General features: G+C 73.5%; 17 protein-coding genes. 6 read left to right on the forward strand and 11 right to left on the reverse strand.

The features are described from left to right. Positions 1 to 277: 277 nt before the first annotated feature. The 4 genes from dxs to D7193_RS03970 form a co-directional block, all read right to left on the reverse strand. Positions 278 to 2,224 (reverse strand): 1-deoxy-D-xylulose-5-phosphate synthase, encoded by a 1,947-nt coding sequence (gene dxs, locus D7193_RS03955; RefSeq protein WP_120777976.1) that lies wholly within the window; start codon positions 2,222 to 2,224, stop codon positions 278 to 280. An 83-nt stretch (positions 2,225 to 2,307) separates the two neighbouring features. Next, entirely contained in the window at positions 2,308 to 3,474 is a 1,167-nt protein-coding gene (locus D7193_RS03960; protein ID WP_120777977.1) for an anhydro-N-acetylmuramic acid kinase, read from the reverse strand. Between the two features lie 38 nt (positions 3,475 to 3,512). Then, positions 3,513 to 4,754, reverse strand: a complete 1,242-nt coding sequence (locus D7193_RS03965) for a class I SAM-dependent RNA methyltransferase (RefSeq protein ID WP_120779241.1) — start codon at positions 4,752 to 4,754, stop codon at positions 3,513 to 3,515. After that, a complete protein-coding gene (locus D7193_RS03970) occupies positions 4,747 to 6,822 on the reverse strand; it encodes an APC family permease (protein ID WP_120779242.1) in 2,076 nt (691 codons plus the stop codon). Before D7193_RS03970 ends, D7193_RS03965 begins: the two co-directional genes overlap by 8 nt. 158 nt (positions 6,823 to 6,980) lie before the next feature. Here D7193_RS03970 and D7193_RS03975 point away from each other — a divergent pair, with 158 nt between their 5' ends. Both D7193_RS03975 and D7193_RS03980 read left to right on the forward strand, forming a co-directional pair. After that, entirely contained in the window at positions 6,981 to 7,646 is a 666-nt protein-coding gene (locus tag D7193_RS03975; protein WP_120777978.1) for a potassium channel family protein, read from the forward strand. A gap of 3 nt (positions 7,647 to 7,649) precedes the next feature. Beyond that, positions 7,650 to 8,339, forward strand: a complete 690-nt coding sequence (locus D7193_RS03980) for a potassium channel family protein (RefSeq protein WP_120777979.1) — start codon at positions 7,650 to 7,652, stop codon at positions 8,337 to 8,339. 48 nt (positions 8,340 to 8,387) lie between these two features. Here the strand turns inward: D7193_RS03980 and D7193_RS03985 are convergent, their stop codons facing one another. From D7193_RS03985 to dut, 4 genes are all read right to left on the reverse strand, one after another. Beyond that, entirely contained in the window at positions 8,388 to 9,068 is a 681-nt protein-coding gene (locus tag D7193_RS03985) for a DUF3159 domain-containing protein (protein ID WP_120777980.1), read from the reverse strand. Between the two features lie 23 nt (positions 9,069 to 9,091). Beyond that, positions 9,092 to 9,472, reverse strand: coding sequence for an OB-fold nucleic acid binding domain-containing protein (locus D7193_RS03990; RefSeq protein WP_120777981.1), 381 nt, complete (start codon positions 9,470 to 9,472; stop codon positions 9,092 to 9,094). Positions 9,473 to 9,598: 126 nt separating this feature from the next. After that, a complete protein-coding gene (locus D7193_RS03995) occupies positions 9,599 to 10,273 on the reverse strand; it encodes a DUF3710 domain-containing protein (protein ID WP_120777982.1) in 675 nt (224 codons plus the stop codon). Between the two features lie 25 nt (positions 10,274 to 10,298). Next, entirely contained in the window at positions 10,299 to 10,811 is a 513-nt protein-coding gene (gene dut / locus D7193_RS04000) for a dUTP diphosphatase (RefSeq protein ID WP_174242541.1), read from the reverse strand. An 87-nt stretch (positions 10,812 to 10,898) separates the two neighbouring features. Here dut and D7193_RS04005 point away from each other — a divergent pair, with 87 nt between their 5' ends. Then, on the forward strand, positions 10,899 to 11,393 hold the full coding sequence (locus D7193_RS04005; RefSeq protein WP_120779243.1) for a DUF3093 domain-containing protein: 495 nt from the start codon (positions 10,899 to 10,901) through the stop codon (positions 11,391 to 11,393). A 49-nt stretch (positions 11,394 to 11,442) separates the two neighbouring features. Here D7193_RS04005 and D7193_RS04010 read toward each other — a convergent pair whose 3' ends face one another. Both D7193_RS04010 and D7193_RS04015 read right to left on the reverse strand, forming a co-directional pair. After that, complete coding sequence (locus D7193_RS04010; RefSeq protein WP_120777984.1) at positions 11,443 to 12,231, reverse strand: hypothetical protein; 789 nt, start codon at positions 12,229 to 12,231, stop codon at positions 11,443 to 11,445. A gap of 268 nt (positions 12,232 to 12,499) precedes the next feature. Next, a complete protein-coding gene (locus D7193_RS04015) occupies positions 12,500 to 12,796 on the reverse strand; it encodes a DUF4193 domain-containing protein (protein ID WP_007075406.1) in 297 nt (98 codons plus the stop codon). Between the two features lie 433 nt (positions 12,797 to 13,229). Here D7193_RS04015 and D7193_RS04020 point away from each other — a divergent pair, with 433 nt between their 5' ends. Then, the gene (locus D7193_RS04020) at positions 13,230 to 13,742 is read left to right on the forward strand and encodes a LytR C-terminal domain-containing protein (RefSeq protein WP_174242584.1); all 513 of its coding nucleotides are present in this window, start codon (positions 13,230 to 13,232) and stop codon (positions 13,740 to 13,742) included. Positions 13,743 to 13,863: 121 nt separating this feature from the next. Here D7193_RS04020 and D7193_RS04025 read toward each other — a convergent pair whose 3' ends face one another. After that, positions 13,864 to 14,682 carry an inositol monophosphatase family protein gene (locus tag D7193_RS04025; protein ID WP_120779244.1) on the reverse strand — a complete coding sequence of 273 codons (819 nt, stop codon included), beginning with the start codon at positions 14,680 to 14,682 and terminating at the stop codon, positions 13,864 to 13,866. A 576-nt stretch (positions 14,683 to 15,258) separates the two neighbouring features. Here D7193_RS04025 and D7193_RS04030 point away from each other — a divergent pair. Then, positions 15,259 to 16,863, forward strand: a complete 1,605-nt coding sequence (locus D7193_RS04030; protein WP_120777986.1) for an RNA polymerase sigma factor — start codon at positions 15,259 to 15,261, stop codon at positions 16,861 to 16,863. Between the two features lie 247 nt (positions 16,864 to 17,110). Further along, entirely contained in the window at positions 17,111 to 17,344 is a 234-nt protein-coding gene (locus D7193_RS04035) for a DUF7455 domain-containing protein (RefSeq protein ID WP_073835435.1), read from the forward strand. The last annotated feature ends 8 nt before the right edge of the window (positions 17,345 to 17,352 follow it).

The raw sequence follows: 17,352 nt of genomic DNA on the forward strand, positions 1-17,352 counted from the left end.
GTGGGCCGCGTAGCTGCGGGTCCCCTCACGAGCGTGATGCCTCAGAGGCTTGCCTCTGAGGCATCACGCTAGCGGCGGAGGATGCGCCCCCGACAACCACCAACCCGCACCCCCCAGAATCGGCGAAGACCGACGCTCGCCCGACCGACCCTGTTGATCAAGAGGTTTGCGTCAAATCGGAGATCGAACATGACGCAAACCTCTTGATCAACGCGGAGACCGGCGCGCGGCGCGGAGACCGGCGCGGCGGTCGCCGAAGCACCGGGCGGTCAGCGGGTCAGTTTTGGGCGGCGGTGTCGGTCACCGTGAGCCGGACCGGCGCGCCGTCCAGGCCGGAGATCCAGCCGGTGACGTCCCGGGCCACGTCCTGCGCGGTGAGCCGCAGGTCGGCGAGGATCTGCGCCCGGCTGCCGTGCGGGTGCCAGTCGGCCGGTACGCCGAGGTCGCGCAGCGGCACCCGGACGTCGGCGTCCCGCATCGCCTGGGCGAGGGCGTCACCGACGCCGCCGACGCGTACGCCGTCCTCGACGGTGACCACCAGCCGGTGCCCGGCGGCCAGCTCGACCAGCTCGGCCGGGACGGGCCGGACCCAGCGCGGGTCGACCACGGTCACCCCGTAGCCCTGCTCGGCGACCCGGGCGGCGACCTCCATGCCGAGGTGCCCGAACGCGCCGACCGCGACCAGCAGCACGTCGGTACGCGTCGACTCGGCCAGCACGTCGACCGGACCGACCCGGCGCAGCGCGGGCAGGTCGGCGGCCACGGTGCCGGTGGGGAAGCGGATCACGGTCGGGCCGTCGTCGACGGCGACCGCCTCGCGCAGCTCCTCGCGGAGCGTGGCGGCGTCGCGGGGCGCGGCGATCCGCAGGCCGGGCACCACGCCGAAGACCGACATGTCCCAGATGCCGTAGTGGCTCGGTCCGTCCGGGCCGGTGATGCCGGCGCGGTCGAGCACGAACGTCACCGGAAGCTTGTGCATCGCCACGTCGAGCAGCACCTGGTCGAACGCGCGGTTGAGGAAGGTCGCGTAGACCGCCACGACCGGGTGCAGGCCGCCGAGCGCCAGACCGGCCGCCGAGGTGGCCGCGTGCTGCTCGGCGATGCCCACGTCGTACACCCGGGCGGGGTGCTTGCGGGCCAGCGTGGCGATGCCGGTCGGCTCGCCCATCGCGGCGGTGATCCCGACCACGTCGGGCCGCTCGTCGGCGATCGCCACCAGCTCGTCGGCGAAGACGTGCGTCCACTTGACCGACGGCGCGGCGACCAGCTGACCGGTCTCGACGTCGAACGCGCCACCCGGGCCGTGCAGGCAGTCGGCCTCGTCCTCCTCGGCGGGGCGGTAGCCGTAGCCCTTGCGGGTGACCGCGTGGACGATCACCGGGCCGCGGAAGTTCTTCGCGGCCCGCAGCGCCGACTCGACGGCGGCGACGTCGTGGCCGTCGACCGGGCCCACGTACTTGATGCCGAGGTCCTCGAACATCGCCTGCGGGGCGACCGCGTCCTTGATGCCCTTCTTGACCGCGTGCAGCACCTCGTACATCGGCTTGCCGACCAGCGGGGTCGAGCCGAGGGCGTCCTTGACGGTGTCGAGGACCTTCTCGTAGCCGGGGTTGAGGCGGAGTGAGGAGAGGTGGTCGGCGAGACCGCCGATGGTCGGCGCGTACGACCGGCCGTTGTCGTTGACCACGATGACGAGCGGGTTGCCGGCGGCCGCGATGTTGTTCAGCGCCTCCCAGCACATGCCGCCGGTCAGCGCGCCGTCGCCGACCACGGCGACCACCGCGCGGGACTCGCCGCGCAGGGCGTACGCCTTGGCCAGGCCGTCGGCGTAGGAGAGCGCGGTGGAGGCGTGCGAGTTCTCGACGAGGTCGTGCTCGCTCTCGGCCTGGTTGGGGTAGCCGGAGAGGCCGCCGCGCTGGCGCAGCTTGTCGAAGCCGGCCTGTCGCCCGGTGATGATCTTGTGCACGTACGCCTGGTGGCCGGTGTCGAACAGGAGCCGGTCGCGGGGGGAGTCGAAGACGCGGTGCATGGCGAGTGTCAGCTCGACCACGCCGAGGTTGGGCCCGATGTGCCCGCCCGTGCGGGACACCTTCGCGATCAGGAAGTCACGGATCTCGGCGGCGAGAATGTCCAGCTGCTCGGCGGACATCCGCTTGACGTCCTGCGGACCGCGCACCGTGGCCAGCAGCCGGCCGTGGTTGGCCGTGTCCTCTTCAACACTCATGACCGCAGAGTCTATCGGCCGCCGGACACTCCGCAGCCCGGGCCGACATACGCCCAGCTCAGGACCGGGCGCTGAGCGACCGGTCAGAGGCGGACCCGCAGCCGGCGCGGCGGCACCGTCGGGGTGGCCCGGGGGCCGGGGCCGGCGGGCGTCCAGGAGCCGAGGACGGCGGCCCGGGATGCCCCGGTCACGGACGGTATGGCCCCGGGCAGGCCGTGCCAGGAGAGCCAGCCGAGCAGGGCGAACGCGTACGCCTCCTTGGCCTGCGCCGGGATGCCCAACTCGGCGGTCGTGCGCAGCCGCCAGCGCCCGGCGCCCAGGGCGGCGATCCGATTACGGAGAGTGATGTTTCGCACTCCCCCGCCGGCGGCCACGACCTCCGCGACCCCGTGCCGGTCGCACTCGGCGGCCACCACCCGGGCGGTCAGTTCGGTCAGCGTGGCCAGCACGTCGTCGGCCGGCACGGGCTCGCCGAGCGCGGAGAGCCGCTCGTCCAGGTAGCCGGCGTGGAACAGCTCCTTGCCGGTCGACTTGGGCGCCGGCGCGGCGTAGTACGGCTCGGCGAGCAGCAGCTCCAGCAGCCCCGGGTGCACCCGGCCGGCCGCCGCCCGGGCGCCGTCGAGGTCGCAGGGGCGGCCCAGGAGGCGCCGGGCCGCCGCGTCGAGCAGCGCGTTGGCCGGGCCCACGTCGTACCCCAGCACGGGCGCGCCCGGGGCGACCACGGTGAGGTTGGCGATGCCGCCCAGGTTCAGCGCGGCCCGCGGCGGCGCGTCGGCGTCCGGCGCCAGCAGCAGCGCGTCGAAGGCCGGCACCAGGGGCGCGCCCTGCCCGCCGGCGGCGACGTCGGCCGAGCGCAGGTCGCTGAGCACCGGTACGCCGACGCGGGCGGCCACCCGGGCCACCGCGCCGAGTTGCAGCGTGCCCCGGACCGTCCCGTCCTGCACCCAGTGGAAGACCGTCTGCCCGGGCGAGACGACCAGGTCGGCCGCGCCGCCGGCCAGCTCCAGCCCGACCGCCGCCGCCTCGGCGAAGACCTCGCCCAGGCGGTTGTCCAGCCGGCAGACCGCCTCGATCGTGGTGTTCGCCGGAGGCAGCAGCCCGCCGATGGACGCCCGCAGCTCCTCGTCGTAGTCGATGCCCCGGTGCCCCAGCGGGCGCAGCCAGAGGGTCTCCCCCTCGACGGTGAACTCGGCCGCGGCCACGTCGACCCCGTCGTACGACGTGCCCGACATCAATCCGACGATCTTCACGGCGACAGGCTAGCGGCACCCGGCGCGCCCGCCCGGGGTCAGTCGGGCGGCAGCAGCAGCCCCACCAGCTCGACGTGCTGGGTCATGGGGAACAGGTCGAACCCGCGCACCGCGGCCAGCCGCCAGCCGAGCCCCGTGAAGGTGCGCACGTCCCGGGCGAAGGCGGCCGGGTCGCACGCCACGTACGCGACGGCCCGCGGCCCGGCGGCGACCAGCTCGCGGACCACCCGCGCACCCGCACCGGTGCGGGGCGGGTCGAGCACCACCACGTCGACGGGGCCGGTGATCCGCCGCCGCGCGAGCGCGGTCTCCACCCGGGCCGCGACCACCTCGACCCGGGGCAGGTCCCGCAGGTTCTCCCGCGCCGCGGCAACACCCTGCGCGGCCGCCTCGACCAGGGTGACCCGGCCGGCGTCGCCCACCCGGCCGGCCAGCGCCGCGGCGAACAGCCCGGCACCGCCGTAGAGGTCCCAGGCCGTCTCGCCCGGCCGCGGGTCGACCAGCTCCAGCAACGCACGCACCAGCGTGTCCGCGGCGGCGGGATGGACCTGCCAGAAGGCCGTCGCGGGCAGCGTCCACTCCCGGCCGGCGGCCACCTCACGGACCACGGCCGGCCCCTCGACCTCGGTAGCGACCCCCTCGGCCAGGGCGGTGACGGTCACGTCGCCGCCGGAGGAGGCGACCGTCTCCACCGCCTCGGCCTCCGGCCAGCGGGCCCCGCTGGGCGGCAGCACCGGCAGCCGCTGGATGGCCGGGTGGGCGATCAGGCAGCGGTCGATCGGCACCACCTCGTGCGAGCGGTGCTTGAGCAGGCCGGCCCGGTCCGCCGCGTCGACCGCGTACCGGACCCGGGAGCGCCAGCCCAGTGGCCCGCCCGGCAGCGCCTCGACCCGGACCTGGAGGCGGTCCAGTTCCTCGTCGTCCAGGCCGCCGAGCCGGGTGAGCTGTTCGCGCACCACGGCGGCCTTCCACTCCAGCTGGGCCGGCGGCGCGACGTGCTGCAGGTCGCACCCGCCGCAGCGGCCCGGACGGGCGTACGGGCACGGCGCCTCGACCCGGTCCGGCGACGCCTCCAGCACCGTCACCGCGTCGGCCCGGACGAACCCCCGGTGCACCTCGGTCACCTCGACCACGACCCGCTCGCCGGGCAGCGCGTGCCGGACGAAGACCACCTGCCCGTCGACCCGGGCCACGCAGTGCCCGCCCGGGGCGACCGCGCCGACGGTCAGCTCGACCCGCTCCGCCTCGGCCAGCCCGGGGGCCGCGACCGGCTCAGCCACGGTCACCACCGGTCGGCGCGGACTCGCCCGGCGGCACCGGCACCGCCAGCGGCACGCTCGGCGGCAGCGTGCTGCGCGGCACGACGCGGGGCCCCCGGGCCGGGCCGCGCGACAGCGTGGCGTCGAGGCGGTCCAGGTCCTTGTTGGCGGTCGACGCGAGCTGCCACGGCACGCTGGTCACCATGACACCCGGTTCGAACAGCAGCCGGGTCTTGAGCCGCAGCGCGCTCTGGTTGTGCAGGAAGTTCTCCCACCAGTGCCCGACCACGTACTCGGGGATGAAGACCGTCACCACGTCCCGGGGCGACTCCCGGCGGGTGTTGGCGACGAAGTCCAGGATGGGACGGGTGATCTCCCGGTACGGCGAGTCGACCACGGTCAGCGGCACGGGCAGCTCCCGCCGCTCCCACTCCTCCTGAAGGTCCCGGGTGTCCTTCTCGTCCACGTTCACGGTCACCGCGGTGAGGGTGTCCGGCCGGGTGGCCCGCGCGTACGCGATGGCTCGCAGGGTGGGCTGGTGCAGCTTGCTGACCAGCACGATCGCGTGGTTGCGGGCGGGCAGCACGGCGCGGCCCTGGTCCGGCGGGGTCAGCTCCTCCGCGATCCGGTCGTAGTGCCGGCGGATGGCCAGCATGACCAGGTAGATCACCGCCATGGCGGCGATCGCGATCCAGGCGCCCAGGAGGAACTTGGTGATCAGCACGATCACGAGCACGGTGCCGGTGAGCCCCATGCCGAAGGCGTTGATGGCCCGGGAGCGGTGCATCCGGCGGCGGGCCTCCGGGTCCCGTTCGGTCTTCAGGTGCCGGTTCCAGTGCCGGATCATGCCGGCCTGGGAGACGGTGAACGAGACGAATACCCCGACGATGTAGAGCTGGATGAGCCGGGTCACCTCGGCCTGGAACCCGACGATCAGCACGATCGCGAACGCGGCCAGGAAGAGGATGCCGTTGGAGAAGGCCAGCCGGTCGCCCCGGGTGTGGAACTGCCGGGGCAGGAACCGGTCCTGCGCGAGGATCGAGCCGAGCACCGGGAAACCGTTGAACGCCGTGTTCGCGGCCAGGAACAGGATCAGGGCCGTCATCCCGGCCACCACGTAGAGCAGGATCGACCCGGAGCCGAAGACCGCCTCGCCGAGCTGGGTGGTGACCGTCTTCTGCACGTACCCGTCGGGACCGGAGACGATCTGGAGGGCCGGGTCCTCGACGAACTGCAGGTGGGTCAGCCGCGCCAGCGCGATGATCCCGACCAGGAGGCTCACCGCGATCGTGCCCAGCAGCAGCAGCGTGGTGGCCGCGTTGCGGCTCTTCGGCGCCTTGAACGCCGGCACGCCGTTGGAGATCGCCTCGACGCCGGTCAGCGCGGCGGCGCCCGAGCTGAACGTCCGGAGCAGCAGGAAGACCAGGGCGAAACCGGTCACGCTGTGCTCGGCCTGGATCACCAGGTCGGCGCTCGGCGCCCGCAGCTCGTCGCCCAGCACGAACACCCGCACCAGGCCGGTGACCAGCATCCCGCCGATCACGATCACGAAGCCGTACGTGGGGATGGCGAACGCGGTGCCCGACTCGCGCAGGCCGCGCAGGTTCACGGCGGTCAGCAGCACCACCGCCACCACCGCGATCATCACCTTGTGGGTCGCCACGAACGGCACCACCGAGCCGAGGTTCGCCACCCCGGAGGAGACCGACACGGCGACCGTGAGCACGTAGTCGACCAGCAGCGCGCTGGCCACCCCGATGCCGAACTTGGGGCCGAGGTTGACGGTGGCCACCTCGTAGTCCCCACCGCCGGAGGGGTAGGCGTGCACGTTCTGCCGGTAGCTCGCGACCACGGTCAGCATGACCACGACCACCGCGAGGGCGATCCACGGCGAGAAGACGTACGCGGAGGCGCCCGCGATGGAGAGGGTCAGCAGGATCTCGTCGGGCGCGTACGCGACGCTGGACAGCGCGTCGGAGGCGAAGACGGGCAGCGCGATGCGCTTCGGCAGGAGGGTGTGCTGCAGCCGGTCGGACCGGAACGGTCGACCGAGAAGCAGCCGCTTCAGCAGCGAGGTGGGACTGGCCACGAACGCCAAGGGTACGACCACCCCGCCGCCGGTGCGGGGGTGGGCGATCACCGGGCCCGCGCCCGCACGGTACGGTCGGTCCCCGTTCCCCGCCGGGACGTGGCAGGCTCGCACACGACGGGCCCCGTGCGGACGGGTGCGCACCTTGGGAGGGAAGCGTGCATGTCGTGATCATGGGCTGCGGGCGGGTCGGGTCGACCCTCGCACACAGCCTGGAGTCCCGGGGGCACTCGGTGGCCGTGATCGACCAGGACGCCGACGCGTTCCGCCGGCTCGGCCCCGACTTCGCCGGGATCACGGTGACCGGCGCGGGCTTCGACGGCGACGTGCTGCGACAGGCCGGCATCGAGCGCGCGGACGCGTTCGCCGCGGTCTCCAGCGGCGACAACTCCAACATCATCTCCGCCCGGCTCGCCCGGGAGACGTTCGGCGTCTCCCGCGTGGCGGCCCGCATCTACGACCAGCGGCGGGCGCAGGTCTACGAGCGCCTCGGCATCCCCACGGTGGCCACCGTCCGGTGGACGGCCGACCGGATGCTGCGGCACCTGGTGCCGGAGGGGAACGTGGAGATCTTCCGCGACCCGACCAGCACGGTCTCGATCGTCGAGGTCCCGGTACACAAGGACTGGGTGGGCCGGCCCGTCCACGCGCTGGAGGAGGCCGCCGGGGCGCGGGTGGCCTATCTGATCCGCTTCGGCATCGGCACGCTGCCGACCACGTCGAGCGTGGTGCAGGAGGGTGACCAGCTCTTCATGCTGGTCACCGACGACATCGTGGCGACGGTCACGTCGGTGGCGTCGACGCCGCCGGAAGGGGGGCACTGAGCCATGCGGATCGCCATCGCCGGCGCCGGCAACGTGGGCCGCTCGATCGCCCAGGAGCTGATCGACAACGGCCACCAGGTGATGTTGATCGAGCGGCAGCCCAAGATGCTCCGGCCGGACCGGGTGCCCGCCGCCGACTGGGTGCTGGCCGACGCGTGCGAGCTCACCAGCCTGGAGGAGGCGGATCTCGCCGCGTGCGACGTGGTGGTGGCCGCCACGGGGGACGACAAGGTCAACCTGGTGGTGTCGCTGCTCGCCAAGACCGAGTTCGCGGTGCCCCGCGTGGTGGCCCGGGTGAACCGGGCGGAGAACGAGTGGCTCTTCACCGAGCAGTGGGGCGTCGACGTGGCGGTGAGCAAGCCACGGGTGATGGCCGCGCTGGTCGAGGAGGCCGTCACGGTCGGCGACCTGGTCCGCCTCATGACGTTCCGGCAGGGCGAGGCCAACCTCGTGGAGATCACCCTCCCGCCGAACGCGCCGCACGTGGGCCAGCCCATCCACTCGGTGCCGCTGCCCCGCGACGCCGCGCTGGTGGCCATCCTGCGGGGCAAGCGGGTGCTGGTGCCGAGCCCGGACGACCCCATCGAGGCCGGCGACGAGCTGATCTTCGTCTGCACCTCGGAGGTCGAGGACGACGTCCGGGCGGTCATCCTCGGCCCGGACAGCGTGGAACGCACCCGCGAGGCGAGCTGACCCGCGTCCCTCCGCGGCGCCGCTGCCACCCGGCGGCGGCGCGGGCGGTCAGGCGCCGGGCAGCGGCTCCGGCTGCGGCGTCCGGGTCACCCGGCGCACCGTCCAGACGGTGATCAGCAACAGCAGCGCGTACGGCGGGTAGCCCAGCGCGAGCCGCGCCACGCCGAGCGCCGTGTCCTGGTGGGCGAGGTAGAGCCCCGCCTGCACGCCGACCTTGGCCAGCCAGACGACGCCCCAGAGCACGGTGAGCGCGGTGAACGTCCGCACGAGGCGCGGGTCCTCCCGCCACTCGGACCGCCCCTTGGCGACCAGCACCGACCAGATCCACCCCACCAGCGGCTGGCGGATGGCGGCGGAGAGCAGGAGCACCACCCCGTAGCCGATGCCGTAGAGGATCCCCGGCAGGTAGAAGTCGCGCTCGTTGCCCGTCCGCCAGGCGATCGCGGCGCCGATGGCGATGCCGAAGAGCCCGTTGACGGCGTGCCGGATCGGGCGGCGCTGCGCCAGCCGCAGCACGGCGATGAGGAGCGCCACGGCCACCGACGCGATCACGGCGGGACGCAGCTCGCCGACGATGTTGGCGATCACGAAGACCACCACGGGGATGCTCGACTCCACGAGCCCCCGCCAGCCGCCGAGCTGGTCGGCCATCTGCTCGGCGATGGTGGGCAGCCGCTCCTCGTCCTGCGGCCCGGTCTCGGGCTGGGCGGCCTGCTGTCCGGTCGTCATGGGCCCTCGTCCGTCCGCGTCCGTCACTTCGGCGTGTCCAACTCGTAGTACGGATTGAAGATGACCTTGCGGTCGTCGCGCACGGCCACCCGGCCCCGGGCGGTCAGGTGCCGGCCCGGTTCGATCCCGGCGATGTGCCGCCGGCCGAGCCACACGAGCGTCACCACGTCGCTGCCGTCGTAGAGGTCGGCCTCCAGGGTCGGCAGGTTCGTCCGGGGCGTGTAGACCACGGTACGCAGTCGGCCCGTGACCGACACCACCTGACCGCGGGAGCACTGCCGGGCCGGGACACCGCCGCACTCGGCGCTCTCCCGCTGCAGCTCCTGCGCCTCGATCTCGGCCTCGCTCGCGGTGAGCCGCCGCAGGATGCCCCGCAGGGACACCCGGCTCTCGTCGGTCGTCATGACCTCCGCGTCACCCTCTCCACGCTGGCCGGCCGCGCCGGCACTGGCCCCGGACCCGGAGTCGCCGGGACCGTCCCGCCAGCGTACGCCGACACGGTCGATCCCGGCGCGCCGGTGACTGCCCGGTCAGACCTGCCGCGGCTGCTCCGCCGGGCGGTCGCCGTCGGACTCGGCCTGGTCGGCGACCTCCCGCGGCAGCCGCAGCGGCAGCGGCTCGCGCACCGGCTTGGCCTCCTGGCCCCGGTCCACCACGAGCCCCTCCAGGCACTCGGCGAGCGGGCCGGCGGCCGCCGGGTCCACCGCCGCCGCGCCCTGGAAGACGGCCCGGACCATCCACCGCGGGCCGTCGACGCCCACGAAGCGCAGCTCGGTCGCGCCGTCCTGGGTGTGCACCGTGGCCCGCAGCTCCGGGCCGTACTCGCCCTCGACCTCCCGGGCGGTGGCGCCGTCGTTGACCAGCGACTGGCGGATCTCCGCCCGCACCTCGTCCCAGATCCCCTCGGACCGGGGTGCGGCGAAGACGCCGAGCTGCAGCGCGTTCGTCCCGTGCACCAGCACCACCTGCTGGATCACACCCTGCTGGTCGGCCTGGACGCGGACCTCCACCTCCGGCACGGCCGGGATGTGCAGGCTGCCGAGGTCGAGCCGGGCCACGCCGGACGGGGCCTCGGAGATGTCGTACGGGCCGCGGGCGATGGACGGGGCCAGCCCCTCCTCGGCCGCGTAGTCGTCGAGGACCTCGGTGGTCCGCTCGTCACGGTCGTGCCGCCCCGCATCGGCCCGCTTCCGGGAGAAGATCACTGCGTCCACCCTCCGCTGTTCGTGCTCACCCTGTCACCTCAACGCCCTCGCCGTCGGCCCGCTGCGGGTCCACCGGCGACGGCACCAGACCGGCGTGCCCACCGGTGGAGCCGTGCCCGCCCGTCCCGCGCCGGGACGCCGGCAGGTCGGCCACCGGCTGGAACTCCGCCCGCGCCACCCGCTGCACAACGAGCTGGGCGATGCGGTCGCCACGGGAGATCTTCGCCGGAGCGACCCGATCGTGGTTGATCAGGTTCACGAGGATCTCCCCCCGGTAGCCGGCGTCGACCGTACCGGGCGCGTTGAGCACCGTCACACCGAGCCTGGCCGCGAGACCGGACCGGGGGTGGACGAGGCCCACGTACCCCTCCGGCAGGGCGATCGCCACCCCGGTCGGGACCAGGGCGCGCCCGCCGGGTGGCAGCTCGACGTCCGCGGCGGCCACCAGGTCGGCCCCCGCGTCGCCGGGATGGGCGTACGCCGGAAGCGGCAGCTCGGGGTCGAGCTGCCGTACGGGCACGGGTACGACGTCGGTCACGGTTCCCTCTTCCGTCCGGTTCGGCGGTGACCCTGCCATCCTGCCGGGTACCCGGGCCGCCGTCCGCCGTACCCTCGGACTGTGAGCCTGTCGCCGTCCTCGCCCCCGTCCGCGCCGCCCGTCCCGGCCCGCGCCGGCCACTCGGAGCGGCTCGACCTGCCCTGGTGGCTCTGGCTGGCCGGGCTGGCGGCCGCCGGCCTGCTCGCCGTCGAGATCTGGATGGGCGCGCCGGGAGTGCGGGCCTGGCTGCCGTTCGTGGTGCTGGTGCCGGTCACCGTGGCCGGGCTCTGGTGGCTGGGCCGGATCCGGGTCGCGGTCCGTGACGGCGAGCTGCGGGTCGACGACGCCCGGCTCCCGGTGCGGTACGTCGCCGACGTGGTCCCGCTGGACGCCGCCGGCCGGCGGGAGGTGCTCGGCGTGGGCGCCGACCCGCTCGCCTTCGTGGTGCAGCGCCCGTGGGTCGGCGGGGCCGTCCAGGTGGTGCTCGACGATCCGGCCGACCCCACCCCGTTCTGGGTGGTGAGCACCCGTCGGCCGGTCGAGCTGGCCGAGGCGATCCTCGCCGCGCGCGACGCCCGCTGAAATCCGCTGAAACGCCCGCTTGAACGCCCGTGACGTCGCCGGGCGCGGCTCAGGACGAGCCGGGCAGGGCGCGCTTCGGCACCGGCAGCTCCCGGCGCTTGCGCCGCAGGTCGTCGCGGACCTGGTCGCCGAGCGACCGGGTGGCCCGGCGGTTGAGGTAGCCGGCGACGGCCGCTCCGGTGAGGAACGGCCCGAGCGTGGTGAGGTTGCGCCCGAAGCGGCGGAGCAGCGTGTCCCGCAGTTCCCGGCGGGCAGCCGTGCCCAGCACCGCGCCGACACCCGCGCCGGGCATCATCGGGTTGACGCCCCGCTGGGTGGCCCAGGCGTGCACCAGGGCCACGGCCCGCTGGCCCCGCCCCTCGGGCAGCGCGACGCCGTAGATCTCGTTCAGCTCGCCGATCAGCTTCAGCTCGACCGCCACCACGGCGATCGTCTCGGCGGCCAGCAGGACCGGGGCGGAGAGCAGGGTGGGCGTGACGGCCCACTCCACGGCGGCCACCCCGCCACCGGCCGCGCCCACGCCCGCGGTCGCCCGGGAGGCGTTGCGGACCAGCCGGTCGGCGAGCGCCTCGTCGTCCAGGTCAGGGAAGTGGCGGCGCAGGGTCGCCAGGTCACGGATCGGGACGTGCGGGGCCACCTCGGTGACCGTGTCGACCATCCAGCGGACCGCGGAGCGCGGCTTGAACAGGTCGCCGAGCCCTCGGGCGCGCGCCTGGCTTACCAGCCGCGTGAGCAGTTGCCGGCGCCGCGCCGGGGCGATGTCGTCGGCGGTCAGCGCCGCCACGGTGGCGCCCAGTTCCTCGGAGTCGCCCCCGGGGACGTCGCCTCGCTCGTTCATCGCTCCCGCCCTCCCGGATCGCCGGCCGCGCTACCCGTTCCGAGTCAAGCAGTTCCCCACCAGCGGCGCACGGCGACGCCGAGAGCGGCGGTGCCGTTCGGACCGGCGGGCCGTACCCGCAACGCGGACGGCTCCCGCACGGCGGGCACTGTCCGGGCCGCGGGCCCTGGTCGGCGGGCTGGAGCCCCCGGCGTGCCGGCCGCTCGTGAGCGGGGCGACGCCGACAGCGGCGGCCCCGTCAGGAGGCCGCCGCTGGAATGGACAAGGGTCAGACGCACTCGCGGCAGATCAGCTCGCCGTTGCGCTCGACCGCCAGCTGGCTGCGGTGGTGCACCAGGAAGCAGCGGGCGCAGCGGAACTCGTCCTGCTGCATCGGCAGCACCTTGACCGTGAGCTCCTCGTCGGCCAGATCGGCTCCGGGCAGCTCGAAGCTCTCGGCCACCTCGGCCTCGTCGACGTCCACAGCGCCCGACTGTGAGTCGACTCGCCGGGCCTTGAGCTCTTCCAGGCTGTCCTCGCCGAGGTCGACCTCGTCGCGACGCGGGGCGTCGTAGTCGGTGGCCATCGGTTTCACTCTCCCATATCGATGTTGTCGCTTCCGGTTGTAACGCCGGACGACGCTGTTTCGGTTCCGCTGGCCGGCCACCCGTTGTGTCGGTCACCCGACCCGACCCGTCGGGCCGACGGCCCGCCAGGAAACTCCCCCAGCGAGCGCGGTACCTTACCCCCCCTTTGGGCGAGGCATGTATACCGCCCTCGTGGCAGAGATGTACGCCCCCGCACGCGAAGTTGTTCCCAATGTGACTCAGGCGACACGAAGATAGGGGTAGTAGTACCTGGTTCCCGGGTGGCGCGCCGGCATGTCCGGCTGTTTCCACGCGACGGTCGGACAACCGTTAACCTCAGCGGCGTACCCGACGGCCGGCGGGCGGCGCGGCCCCCGGCGGCCGCCGCCACCCACCTGGAGTCCGGGGAGCGCCCAGATGAGTTTTGCGCGAGTGCGGGCACTCGTTGTCGTCGGCCTGCTGGCGGTCCTCGCCCTGGTCTTCGTCGTGGTAGCGCTGGTGCGCGACACCCAGAGCAACGCCGGCACCGCCGCGGGTTGCCCGGACGGCTGGCCCCTCGCCGACGTGACCCTCCGCGAGCGCAAGGACGTGAAGATCAACGTGCTCAACGGCACGGACCAGCCCGGCCTCGCCCGCCACGTCGCCGACGAGTTCAGCAACCGGCAGTTCCAGGTCAAGAAGATCGCCAACGAGAAGCAGATCGACGACATCGCGGTGCTGCGGTACGGCCCGAAGGGCGTCGGCTCCGCCCACCTCCTGCGGGCCTACTTCCTCAACAACGCCGTCACCAAGTACGACCCCAACCGCAAGGACGACAGCGTCGACGTGGTGCTCGGCAACGGCTTCCAGCAGCTCGCCACCACCACCGAGGTCAACCAGTCCCTGGGCGACCTGGGCGCCGCCGAGGCGCCGCCCGGCACCTGCCCGGTGACCGACGACAAGTAGTCGGCTCCGCCCTCCGCCGCCACGGGCGGTGTCCCCGCCGGGGGCGCCGCCCGTCGCCGTCTCCGGACACGCGCCGCACCCGGCCCGGCCGGCCGGACGCCGGAGGGCCGCCGTCGGCTCGTCACGGACCGCCGGAGGCGTCCAGGGCGGCGAGCCGGTCGTGCAAGGGCGTGAAGAGCGCCGGCGGGGCGGCGATCACCAGGTCCGGGCCGGCCGGCAGCCCACCCAGCCCGGCGACCCGCAGTCCCGCCTCGCTCGCCACCAGGCCACCGGCCGCCTGGTCCCAGGCGGCCAGCCCCTTCTCGAAGTAGGCGTCCACCCGCCCCTGCGCGGCCAGGCAGAGGTCGAGAGCCGCCGCGCCGAGCCGGCGGATGTCGCGTACGTGCGGGATCAGCTCGGCGACCACGCGAGCCTGGTGCGCCCGGCGCTTCGGGTCGTAGCCGAAGCCGGTGGCGACCAGCGCCTGGCCGAGGTCGGTCTCGGTGGAGCCGCTCAGCCGCTCGCCGTCGTGCCACGCGCCGCCGCCGGCCGTGGCCGTCCACTCCTCGCCGGTGCTCACGTTGCGGACCACGCCCGCCACCACCACGCCGTCGACCTCGGCGGCGAGCGACACGGCGCTGTGCGGCAGCCCGTAGAGGTAGTTGACGGTGCCGTCGATCGGGTCGACGATCCAGCGCACCCCGCTCGGCGCGTCGCGGACCTCGCCCTCGCCGTACTCCTCGCCGAGCACCGCGTCGTCGGGGCGGAGCGCGGCCAGCGCGTCGAGCACCTGCCGCTCGACGGCCCGGTCGGCGGCCGTGACCACGTCGGTGACGGTGCTCTTGGTCGCGGCGACCGACACTCCCTCGGCCCGCATCCGGTACGCGGTGGCCGCCGCGTCCCTGGCCACCTCGACGGCGATCGTGAGCAGTTCCCGCGGCGTCGGCGCCGACCTGGTCATGGTTCGCCCTTCCCCGTGGCGGTACACGCGTACGGCACGGTCCTCGACGATCGACGTGCGGTGGAGGAACCGTGCCGGTCGCCTCATCATCGCCCATCCCGTCGTGCGGACGACCGCGGGTCCGGCCGGACCGGGAGCGCCGCTCGGGGCGCCGGCCCGCGCCCCCGGCCATCCGCCCACCACGAGCTGCCGAGTCTGACCAGGCTGCCCCGTTGCGATTGGTAATGTCCGCTAGGTGCCCACCTTCCGGTCCCCGGCATGCGCGTCCGTGCCACCTCCGCGCGGCTCGCTCGCGGTCGGTCCCCTCGGGTCCGCAGCGCCCCCTTCACCCGGGGATACGATCGCTACAAAGTCCACATCTGCGCCGAATCGGCGGTCGCCGCACCTCGTACGCCGTGCGGCACAGGATGATCGCCGCAGACGGCGTTACAATTCACCCCTGCCCACGCGCCACGGACCGCCGACGACCGGCCGGCCCGGGACACGGGGGTTCCTCAACCACATCGCCAGGCGCGGTGGCCCCTGCTGCGCCAGACGACCCGGCCGTGCTCGCTCTTCGCCTCCGGAAGGTCATTCGTGACAGAACCCCGCCAGACCGGCGCCGACGTTCGCTCGCTCACCGACACCCTGATCGCCCACGCGCAGAGCGCCGGCGGCCAGCTCACGTCGGCCCAGCTCGCGCGCACCGTCGAGTCCGCCGAGGTGACTCCGGCCCAGGCCAAGAAGATCCTGCGGGCACTCTCCGAGGCGGGAGTGACCGTGGTCGTGGACGGATCGGCCAGCACCCGTCGTCGGGTCGCCGCCGCCCGGTCCGCCACACCGGCCTCGCGGGCCACCACCGCCAAGACCACCAAGAAGGCCGCCGCGCCCGCCCCGAAGCAGGCGCCCGCCGCCGACGAGGCTCCGGCGCCCGCCCCGCGGAAGGCGGCCGCGCGCAAGGCCGCCGGCACCACCGCCGAGGTGGCCGCGAAGGCCGCGGCGCCGGCCAAGGCGACCAAGTCCACCCGGGCCACCAAGGCGACCGTCGCGGCCGCCGGCAAGGCGGCTCCCGCCAAGGCCAAGGGTGACGAGGGCGCCGAGGGCGACATCGACCCGGAGGAACTCGCCGCCGAGATCGAGGACGTGGTCGTCGACGAGCCGGCCGAGCTCACCCAGGCCGCCGAGGCGGACGCGGCGAACTCCGCGAGCGACAACGACTTCGAGTGGGACGACGAGGAGTCCGAGGCGCTCAAGCAGGCCCGCCGCGACGCGGAGCTGACCGCCTCCGCCGACTCGGTCCGGGCGTACCTGAAGCAGATCGGCAAGGTCCCGCTGCTCAACGCCGAGCAGGAGGTGGAGCTGGCCAAGCGGATCGAGGCCGGGCTCTACGCCGCGGAGCGGCTGCGCGCCGCCGAGGAGGGCGAGGAGAAGCTCACCCGCGACATGCAGCGCGACCTGATGTGGATCTCGCGGGACGGCGAGCGGGCCAAGAACCACCTGCTCGAGGCCAACCTGCGACTCGTGGTCTCGCTGGCCAAGCGCTACACCGGACGCGGCATGGCCTTCCTCGACCTGATCCAGGAGGGCAACCTCGGCCTCATCCGCGCCGTCGAGAAGTTCGACTACACCAAGGGCTACAAGTTCTCCACCTACGCCACCTGGTGGATCCGCCAAGCCATCACCCGCGCCATGGCCGACCAGGCCCGCACCATCCGCATCCCGGTGCACATGGTCGAGGTGATCAACAAGCTGGGCCGGATCCAGCGCGAGCTGCTCCAGGACCTGGGCCGCGAGCCCACCCCGGAGGAGCTGGCCAAGGAGATGGACATCACACCGGAGAAGGTGCTGGAGATCCAGCAGTACGCCCGGGAGCCCATCTCGCTGGACCAGACCATCGGCGACGAGGGCGACAGCCAGCTCGGTGACTTCATCGAGGACTCGGAGGCCGTGGTGGCGGTCGACGCCGTCTCGTTCTCCCTGCTCCAGGACCAGCTGCAGCAGGTACTGCAGACGCTCTCCGAGCGTGAGGCGGGTGTGGTGCGTCTGCGCTTCGGCCTGACCGACGGCCAGCCGCGCACGCTCGACGAGATCGGCCAGGTCTACGGGGTCACCCGGGAGCGGATCCGGCAGATCGAGTCGAAGACGATGTCCAAGCTGCGCCACCCGTCGCGGTCGCAGGTCCTCCGGGATTACCTGGACTGAGCCTGGATCGTCAACCCGGCGTGTCGTTTTGATCACCTGGCGTGCATCGCCGGATGGTGATCCGGCGGTTGCACGATTGTGATCGTTGACGTGGCACCCTTGGTGCACGGCACACTGGTCACCGGCCATGTGTGACCTCGGTCCCCCGCGGGCACACAGGGAAGGCCTGGCGCGACAAGGATGTTGCAGGATAGGTGAGCAACTACCGAAGAGATTGTTCATCGGTGACGACCAGAGGAGGAAGGCGATGACCCCGACCCTCACGCCGCCGCCCGAGACGGTGAGCCCCCCGGCCGCCGATGAACGGTGCGACCGCTGCAATGCTGCCGGCAAGCTCCGCATCACTCTGGCCGGCGGAAGCGAACTGGTGTTCTGCGGGCACCACGCGAACAAGTACGCCGAGGATCTCGTGAAGATCACGGTGCGGTACGCGACGGACCCGGAGTTCAGCTGGCGTGGCGCCGATCTGATGGCGAACTGAGTCCGCAA

Source organism: Micromonospora costi (genome assembly GCF_003626655.1).
GTDB classification, from domain to species: Bacteria; Actinomycetota; Actinomycetes; order Mycobacteriales; family Micromonosporaceae; genus Micromonospora; species Micromonospora costi.

What these genes read in the sequence shown, in the direction of transcription:
- D7193_RS04010 (WP_120777984.1), bottom strand. Translation starts at nt 12,231, where the DNA reads ATGAACGAGCGAGGCGACGTCCCCGGGGGCGACTCCGAGGAACTGGGC.
- D7193_RS04015 (WP_007075406.1), bottom strand. Translation starts at nt 12,796, where the DNA reads ATGGCCACCGACTACGACGCCCCGCGTCGCGACGAGGTCGACCTCGGC.
- dxs (WP_120777976.1), bottom strand. Translation starts at nt 2,224, where the DNA reads ATGAGTGTTGAAGAGGACACGGCCAACCACGGCCGGCTGCTGGCCACG.
- D7193_RS03985 (WP_120777980.1), bottom strand. Translation starts at nt 9,068, where the DNA reads ATGACGACCGGACAGCAGGCCGCCCAGCCCGAGACCGGGCCGCAGGAC.
- D7193_RS03990 (WP_120777981.1), bottom strand. Translation starts at nt 9,472, where the DNA reads ATGACGACCGACGAGAGCCGGGTGTCCCTGCGGGGCATCCTGCGGCGG.
- D7193_RS04025 (WP_120779244.1), bottom strand. Translation starts at nt 14,682, where the DNA reads ATGACCAGGTCGGCGCCGACGCCGCGGGAACTGCTCACGATCGCCGTC.
- D7193_RS03980 (WP_120777979.1), top strand. Translation starts at nt 7,650, where the DNA reads ATGCGGATCGCCATCGCCGGCGCCGGCAACGTGGGCCGCTCGATCGCC.
- D7193_RS04035 (WP_073835435.1), top strand. Translation starts at nt 17,111, where the DNA reads ATGACCCCGACCCTCACGCCGCCGCCCGAGACGGTGAGCCCCCCGGCC.